This window comes from Dolichospermum sp. LEGE 00246 (assembly GCF_015207865.1).
GTDB classification, from domain to species: Bacteria; Cyanobacteriota; Cyanobacteriia; order Cyanobacteriales; family Nostocaceae; genus Dolichospermum; species Dolichospermum heterosporum.
In genome coordinates, this window is record NZ_JADEWA010000251.1 from 1 (window position 1) to 7,911 (window position 7,911).

The window sequence follows — 7,911 nt, forward strand, 5'->3', positions numbered from 1 at the left end:
ATATAATATTTTGATGTTTAGTGTGATTTTTGATATAATAAAATGACTCGACAATCTCATAATCAATTCGCCAAAGAATATTTACAGGAATTATTAACACCTTTAGGTTGGCTAAAGAACCTGTAGCGCAAGGTTAAGATAATTTTCCTTAAATATCCTTACTGGTTTAAATCTGGTAAGGATATTTTAGGAATTAAAAGCCATAAGTTGGAATATTAAGTGATATTATCAATCTTGGTCTAATGATTTGTTATTAACTGTTATTGGAGTTATTAAAATGCCAGGTACAAATATTTTCCCTATTAAAATACAAGAAGAAGACGGTCAAAAAATCATTACTCGTGAAGAAATTTATGAGCAAACAATGAAAGAGATTGGTCTCACTGAAGCAGATTTAGAGGAATTTGTTCGTAAAAATGTAGAAATTTTATTCCCTGATGGGGAAGAAACTCTTCTTATTATTGGTCAACAGGTGCGAAATAAAGCGGCAGGTCGTGCTGACTTAGTTGGAATTGATGGAAAAGGCAACATTGTTCTGATTGAGTTAAAGCGTGATAAAAATGATATTTCTCAACGCAAAGAAGCATTTGAGTTTCAAGCTATCCGATATGCAGCTAACTATGCTCTAATCAAAACCCAACAAGATATCGTCCAAAAATTGTTTGCTCCATATATTGAGCGTCATCAAGAGGAGGCTGAGTTTAAGCAATCATTAGATAATGGTCTAACAGCTTCAGAGAAGGCAACTCGTATGCTTGCTAAATTTTTGGAAGATAACCAGGCTCAGGAAACTCTAAACCGCCACCAATGTATAATTTTGATTGCTTCTTCATTCGATGATCAAACTCTATCTGCCTGTGCTTGGTTAGCTCAAAATAATATTAATATTCGTTGCATTGCTATTTCTCCAATACAATACGAAAAACAATATTTTTTTCAAGTAGAGCAAGTAATACCACCCCTAAAAATTGAGGAATATTATGTTGAAATTGCAGAACCTAAAACAAGTAATTCATCATCTACATCTGGTATAGCAATCCAACCTAAGAAAAAGCTACCTCGTATGATAGATATACTAAGCTGGAAATTGGTAGATCCAGGTGATTCTTTATATATTAAGGATAATGAAAGAGAAATTGCAACAGTTATTGATGATACCTATGTTAAATATCAAAATCAAAAAATGACTTATAACAATTGGGGAAAGAAAATTAAGAGATGGTCAGCTATTAACATTTATGAGTGGGTAATTCATCAGCCTACAAATAAAACATTGCATACTTTGCGAAGGGAAAAGTTGGAAGAGTTATCACAAATCACACCAACCGAGACGATTTAAACTAGCCATTAATACACCAGATAGTTAGTATTTTGGCTGTACTGACAAAGTAATTTGTGCGATCGCTTATAGTGAGATTTTGAGGAGAGCGATAGCGAAGTGCTCCGTAGGAATCGCTGTAAAATAAAGAGATAAAATAGAATCATCCCCATTCTTCCTATCAAAACGAGGTACAGATGACTTATTTAGAACTACATCAAAAGATTGAACAACAGATATCCCAACTACCACCAGAACAGCTTTCCTTAGTTAGTGATTTTCTCGACTCTATTCAGGAAAAAAGCACCGTAAATCAACGCCCATTACGTCGTATTTCCCCCATCAAGCGAGGTAAAAAAGCAGGTGATTTACTACATTATGCTGGAACTTGGCATGGTGATGATCTTGAAGATTGTCTGCGTTTAGTTGAAGAAACCCGTTCCCAAACGCAGTTTTAATTTCTGTTACTATGTCTTATTTGCTCGATACTAATCACTGTAGCTACATTATTAATGGTAATCCTCAAGTTACGGATACCTTAAAATCTTGCTCGTCTGTTACCATTGGCGTTAGCATTATCACTTATGCAGAACTACTATATATGACAGAAAAATCAGCACTAAAATCTCAAAATTTAGGTGCAGTTCGAGTTTTTTTGTCTGACGTTGATTTGTATTTTATTGATGAAGAAACTGCCATTATTTACAGTCGTCTAAAATCATCAGTTTTTAATTATTTTGCTCCCAAAGACAAAAGCAAACGTCGTAATTTCAGCATTGAAAACTTGGGCTTTAGTGACCATGATCTTTGGATAGCAGCGACAGCTATTCAACACAATCTCACTCTCGTTTCTGCTGATAGCGATTTTCAACGTATTCATCAAGTACAGCCTTTTTCCCTGGAATCATGGGTATAGATTCACTCCAAATTTTCATGCTGTCAACCGCACAAAATCAGTCCGTCGTGCAGCAAACACAAGACAAGCTTGAATATCTTCCGGTTCTAAATCAGGAAAGTCTTCTAAAATTTCGCTAATGCTGACATTTTCTGCTAACATTTCTAAAATGTCGCTAACTCTAATTCTCATGCCGCGAATGCAAGGACGACCCCCACATTGACCAGGTATTTGTGTAATACGAGTTAATAATTCGTTCATTGAGTTAATTAGTGATTTTCATAAAGAATATTGTACCATTATTTTTGATATAATGAAATGACTCGACAATCTCATGACCAATTCGCCAAAGAATATTTACAGGAATTATTAACACCTTTAGGAACGATTAAAAAAAACGAAAAGGTTAAAAGTGAAATTCAAGAAATTGATGTTTGGTTTGAACCATTTTCTGCTCAAATTCAGGAAAATCTCCCTTTAGGTTTATTAGGGAAGATGGCAAAAACTCAATGTTTATTTGAGCCTTTTCGCAATCCACCATCAGAAATAGAAATTCGCAGTTGTTTACTTAAATTATATGCCGTTCATGGTGATGTAGTTAGGAAAGCAAAACGCGAAAACAGAAATATTGCTGAATCAGAATTACCGATTTTATGGATTTTAACACCAACTTTTTCAGATCGGATGATTGCGGGTTTAGGTGCAAATGAAATTGTATAGGATTGGGTTCAAGGTGTTTATTTTCTGCCGAATATTCTGAAAACAGCAATAGTTGTGATTCATCAGTTACTAGAAAATGAAGATACGTTATGGTTGAGAGTTTTGGGGAAAGGAGGAACACAAAAAAGAGCGGTAGAGGAGTTAACTGAGTTACCAGAAAATAACCCTTTTCGAGAGAATTTGTTAGAAATTTTAGCGGACTGGCGCAAGAATTTAGAATTGAGAGATAATTTAAGTAGGGAAGAAGAGGAAGTAATTATGAACTTATCACCGGCTTATTTACAACAAATAGAAGACTGGAAGCAAGAAGGAAAACAAGAAGGTAAGCTAGAAGTAGAACTTTATTTGATAACTTCTCTTCTGGAAAGGCGCTTTGGTAGTTTAGATGCTGAGTTATCTGGTGTGGTGGAAAAGATTGCTAAATTTCCTATTTCTGAACGTACTCAGTTACTTCTTGCTTTGGGTAATTTATCCCGTGAGGAGTTGTTGCAAAGATTGGGGAATGAGGAAGTTTGAGGAGATTTACGAAACAACAAGACCCCCGATTTCTTCAAGAAGTCGGGGATCTAAAATCTAATTATGGGTTATTTGTAATAAACTGATATAGGAAGTTGAAGTGGGTACTTTCCCGCAATCCCCTTGTGGAAAGCACAAGCCAAGAGGGGATGTCGAAAACGAACAAATTATGTTACTAAATCGGCATTGGTAGAATTGCGTTTCAGCGTGAATACAGCCAAGATAATTCCCACAATTGCTAATCCCGCAGTTGGATAAAAGAAATTAGTGTAACTGCCGAAAATGTCCCTAATTTTGCCAGCTAATAAAGTTCCACCCAAAGCCCCCATACCGTAAGCAGTGAAGACAATACCGTAATTTTTGGCGTAGTCTTGGGGTTGAAATATGATTAAAGTGGAAGTAGGAGCGATCGCTAACCAACCCCCCAAAGCGAAGTAAAATAGCGAAAAAGCGACTATATAAGTGAGTACACTTCCCTTTCCAGCACTCAGCATCATAATCGAGGCAATCAAAATCAAAACAAAGGAAACAATTGCCGCCAATTTTGGCGTAAATTTGTCTGTGAACCACCCAAAAAATAACCGCCCTGCACCATTAAAGACAGCGAACAGAGAGACTGTATTTGCGGCTGTTGCTGCATCTAATTTAATAATTTCCTGTGCTAGAGGACTAGAAATACCAATAGCTGCCAGCCCGGCAAAAGAACCAATGCTATAACAAAACCACAAGCCATAAAAACCGGAAGTCTGAAGAATTGATCCTGAAGTTTTAGTATGAGAATTTGCTTGAATAGTTACAGGTGGAGTCCATCCTTCCGGTTGCCAACCTTGAGGAGGAGTTGTGAGGATAGTAGAAATAGCGGTAATAATAGCTGCAAAAGCAATACCTAAAATTACAAAAGTTTGCCGAACTCCAAAAGCATCTATCAGAAACTTTGCCAAAGGTGCAGTAATTAAAGGTGACAAACCAAACCCAATCACAGTAGCACCAACAGCCAAACCTTTTTTATCGGGAAACCACTTAGCTACCACAGCCAACGGTACACCGTAAGCGATACCCACACCCATACCAGCAATTACACCATAGGTAATAGTTAGTGTGGGAATATTGCCACCCAAACTAGAGAGAATATAACCTAATGCCGTAATTAACCCACCAACACCTGTAATCAGACGAGTATCAAAACGATTGATATAAAAGCCAGTGATTGGCATTAAAATTGCGAAGACAACCAACAGCACAGTAAATGGCAACAGGCTATCAGTGGCACCTACATTGAGAAGTTTTTCTAAAGGTTTTCTAAAAATACTCCAAGAATAAACTGTACCCAAGCACAGCAGGATAGTGATACTTAGAGGTATCAGTATCCATCGCCCTTTCTCAGCAGGCATACCGAACAATTGTACTTTTTCCATTTGTTGTTATGTGAATAAGGGTGTTGTTATGTGAATAAGGGAAATAATTTTTTTCTAGTATCTCACTTTTTGGCTAAATTAACACCAACTCAGTTACTTCTTTCTTTGGGTAATTTATCCTAATTTATCCCGTGAAGAGTTGTTACAAAGATTGAGTAGTGAGGAAAGTTAGTAATGATATATTTTTTGGCAGTTTGACGGAATTTCCCAAACTGCTCATTATTTTTTGGCGAAAGCACCTGTAGCAGAAGGTTAAGATAATTGTCGTTAAAAATCTTTATTAGGTTGAAACTGGTAACAATCTAATCAATTAAACAAAAATATAACTGTTACTGAGGTAATTTAGTGAAACCTATTCTATCACAAATTGAGAAGGAATATTCTCCTCGTGGTCCTTTACACCAGTTTCGATTTAAAGAAGCGATCGCCTTTCATTGTTTTCGTTGTGGAACTTCAAAGAAAGCAAAACTACTAACTTGCAAATCATCCCGCAACCATGAGGGGAATAAAGGACGAAGTGGACGGTCAATCAGACGACTGGCAAGAATTGCCTTTTCCGGTGGACGACCTTGATTTTGGGGAGTGCGATAGCGAAGCGCACCGAAGGTATCGCTATTAGATAAAATAGAATAAGATAATTCTGACTCTACATATCTCAAACACATCCAGTAGGAAAATATGACATTAACCGAGTTACTTCCGTCAATTAAACAACTTTCAGCACCAGAAAAACTCAAATTAATTCGCATCCTTGCGGAAGATTTGGACACTGCTGAAGACATTTCTCCATTAGAACCCTTTAAAACATATCACCTACCAACGCCTTATAATAACTTTGGTGCAGGAGAAATTCTCATGGAAGCACTAAATCAATCAATTTATAATGATTAAATTTTATGCGTTTAAGTATTCAACAAGCCACCCCAGCCAAAACGAATTTGATAGTTTACCAAGAGTTCTATTAGTTTTGCGTCGAGGAGATCAAATAGTAGAAGCAATTGGTTTAGTAGATAGTGGTGCGACTATCAACGTTTTACCTTATGAAATAGGTCTTCAATTAGGCGGAGTATGGGATGAAAGCAAAGCCATTATCCAATTAGCAGGTAATATCAGTCAAGCAGCAATGCCATTTTTCGCAAATGCTGAAATAGGTGAATTTCCCTCAGTTAGATTGGCTTTTGCATGGGTAAGTAAACCAAATGCACCCTTAATTTTGGGACAAACTAACTTTTTTATGGAATTTGATGTTTCTTTCTATCGTTCAAAACTTGAATTTGAAATCAAACCTAAATCCTAACAAAATCTCTCATGTATCGTTATTGGTAGTGTCTCATAGGTAAGGCGATCGCTTGTAGGATGATTTTGAGGAGTGCGATCGCACTGCGCTTCATTGACCTATCAATATGTACTCAATACTAACATCCTCTCAAATTTGGTAAGACATCCTCAAGGTATGGTTATTTTATATGTTTCAAAGTATAGTTATTTAGTTAGCTTTTCGTCTGGACAAGACCCATTATATATTGATCCTCTCTTGTCATCTATTTCCCAATTACCTTTACAATTAAAATTCCTAGCAATTACCGGGAGTGAAAAAGTCATTATGTTGTCTAAAAGAATCTTACCTTGTTTAGATGTCAAGGCGGGCAGGGTTGTGAAGGGAATTAACTTTGTGGATCTCAAGGATGCGGGTGATCCTGTAGAACTAGCCAAGGTTTACAATGAAGCCGGTGCAGATGAGTTAGTGTTTCTAGATATTACGGCTACTCATGAAGACAGGGACACAATTATTGATGTGGTTTACCGGACTGCTGAACAGGTCTTTATTCCCCTGACTGTGGGTGGTGGAATTCAAACCTTAGAAAATGTTAAAGGTTTGTTAAGGGCAGGCGCTGATAAGGTTAGTATTAATTCTGCGGCGGTCAGAAATCCAGATTTAATTAATCATGCCAGCGATCGCTTTGGCAATCAGTGTATTGTTGTGGCTATTGATGCTAGACGTAGACTTGATCCTGAGAATCCTGGCTGGGATGTATACGTTCGCGGTGGCAGAGAAAATACTGGTATTGATGCCCTTCGCTGGGCGGAGGAAGTAACAAAACGGGGGGCTGGAGAATTGTTGGTGACGAGTATGGATGCTGATGGAACTCAAGCTGGTTATGATTTGGACTTGACAAAAGCGATCGCTAATGCTGTAGAAATCCCCGTCATCGCTTCTGGTGGTGCAGGGAATTGTGAACATATTCACACTGCTTTAACGGAAGGTAAAGCCGAAGCTGCACTTTTAGCGTCTTTGTTACATTTTGGGAAACTAAGCGTAGCACAAATTAAAACTTATTTGCAAGAACGCCATGTTCCTGTCCGTCTTCCTACTTGATATCAAATACAGCGACCAACTGCATCTATTGAAGGTAAAACACAGTTATCCAAAACAGTGTTAAGATAATCGTACTTCTATGAAGAAATATTAAGAAATATGTTGATTCCTATTTTAATCTTTGATGTCGCACTTGTAGCATGGTCGCTACACCTAATGGAAAAAGCCTATCATCATAAAGAATTTTCCTTCATGCTGGCTGGTATACTGGTGGCATTAGCCGCAGCAGCAATGCTAGTAGTTTATTTTTTAATGGGAAACTGTATGACCTATTTGTTACAAGTAACTTAGTTTGGTAATTGGTAATTGGTCATGGGTAATTGGTAATTGGTAATTGGTAATTGGTAATTGCCATTCTGGAAATCCAGTTGTTATATTAGACTAAATCAATAGTAGTTAAGGATTTAGCAACTGTGCGCGATGATTTACAGGGATTGGATATTAGTCATGATCAACTTCAAGATGCGACTAACTTACCTGTTGATAATAAATTAATAATTATTACTGATATTATCCAGCAATTCAGTATAAGGTTGCTAAAAAAAGCTCGAAAAACAGAAATTGCTACTGTGGCTTTCGCGGGAATTACCATTTCTGTTTGTACTTATCTATTAGTAAAACTATCATCTTGGCTATCATTAATTATTTTCATTTTATGGACAAGTGGGAG

General features: G+C 37.0%; 10 protein-coding genes and 2 pseudogenes. 9 read left to right on the plus strand and 3 right to left on the minus strand.

Annotated features, from left to right (window positions below; genetic code table 11):
- Positions 1–277 precede the first annotated feature (277 nt).
- The 3 genes from IQ228_RS16160 to IQ228_RS16170 all read left to right on the plus strand — a co-directional run bounded on the left by IQ228_RS16160 (position 278) and on the right by IQ228_RS16170 (position 2,234).
- Complete coding sequence (locus tag IQ228_RS16160; protein WP_051424352.1) at positions 278–1,339, plus strand: hypothetical protein; 1,062 nt, start codon at positions 278–280, stop codon at positions 1,337–1,339.
- 176 nt (positions 1,340–1,515) lie between these two features.
- Positions 1,516–1,776: a hypothetical protein gene (locus IQ228_RS16165; protein ID WP_027402864.1), complete on the plus strand. Its 261-nt coding sequence runs from the start codon at positions 1,516–1,518 to the stop codon at positions 1,774–1,776.
- 11 nt (positions 1,777–1,787) lie between these two features.
- Positions 1,788–2,234 carry a type II toxin-antitoxin system VapC family toxin gene (locus IQ228_RS16170; RefSeq protein ID WP_035082499.1) on the plus strand — a complete coding sequence of 149 codons (447 nt, stop codon included), beginning with the start codon at positions 1,788–1,790 and terminating at the stop codon, positions 2,232–2,234.
- Positions 2,235–2,249: 15 nt separating this feature from the next.
- Here the strand turns inward: IQ228_RS16170 and IQ228_RS16175 are convergent, their stop codons facing one another.
- Positions 2,250–2,474 carry a DUF433 domain-containing protein gene (locus tag IQ228_RS16175; RefSeq protein WP_173401714.1) on the minus strand — a complete coding sequence of 75 codons (225 nt, stop codon included), beginning with the start codon at positions 2,472–2,474 and terminating at the stop codon, positions 2,250–2,252.
- 57 nt (positions 2,475–2,531) lie between these two features.
- Here IQ228_RS16175 and IQ228_RS16180 point away from each other — a divergent pair.
- Positions 2,532–3,449: pseudogene (locus IQ228_RS16180) on the plus strand (hypothetical protein).
- Between the two features lie 167 nt (positions 3,450–3,616).
- On the opposite strand, the gene IQ228_RS16185 reads toward IQ228_RS16180, so the two are convergent.
- On the minus strand, positions 3,617–4,864 hold the full coding sequence (locus IQ228_RS16185) for an OFA family MFS transporter (protein ID WP_027402867.1): 1,248 nt from the start codon (positions 4,862–4,864) through the stop codon (positions 3,617–3,619).
- 431 nt (positions 4,865–5,295) lie between these two features.
- Positions 5,296–5,523, minus strand: a complete 228-nt coding sequence (locus tag IQ228_RS16190) for a hypothetical protein (protein ID WP_190382811.1) — start codon at positions 5,521–5,523, stop codon at positions 5,296–5,298.
- Between the two features lie 19 nt (positions 5,524–5,542).
- On the opposite strand from IQ228_RS16190, the gene IQ228_RS16195 reads away from it, so the two are divergent.
- The 5 genes and pseudogenes from IQ228_RS16195 to IQ228_RS16215 form a co-directional block, all read left to right on the plus strand.
- Positions 5,543–5,755: a hypothetical protein gene (locus IQ228_RS16195; protein ID WP_027402869.1), complete on the plus strand. Its 213-nt coding sequence runs from the start codon at positions 5,543–5,545 to the stop codon at positions 5,753–5,755.
- Complete coding sequence (locus IQ228_RS16200) at positions 5,748–6,161, plus strand: hypothetical protein (RefSeq protein ID WP_193963541.1); 414 nt, start codon at positions 5,748–5,750, stop codon at positions 6,159–6,161. Before IQ228_RS16195 ends, IQ228_RS16200 begins: the two co-directional genes overlap by 8 nt.
- Positions 6,162–6,467: 306 nt before the next feature.
- A complete protein-coding gene (hisF, locus tag IQ228_RS16205) occupies positions 6,468–7,241 on the plus strand; it encodes an imidazole glycerol phosphate synthase subunit HisF (RefSeq protein ID WP_039203271.1) in 774 nt (257 codons plus the stop codon).
- 99 nt (positions 7,242–7,340) lie between these two features.
- The gene (locus tag IQ228_RS16210; RefSeq protein ID WP_027402873.1) at positions 7,341–7,532 is read left to right on the plus strand and encodes a hypothetical protein; all 192 of its coding nucleotides are present in this window, start codon (positions 7,341–7,343) and stop codon (positions 7,530–7,532) included.
- 122 nt (positions 7,533–7,654) lie between these two features.
- A pseudogene (locus tag IQ228_RS16215) lies at positions 7,655–7,911 on the plus strand (hypothetical protein); the annotation flags it as partial.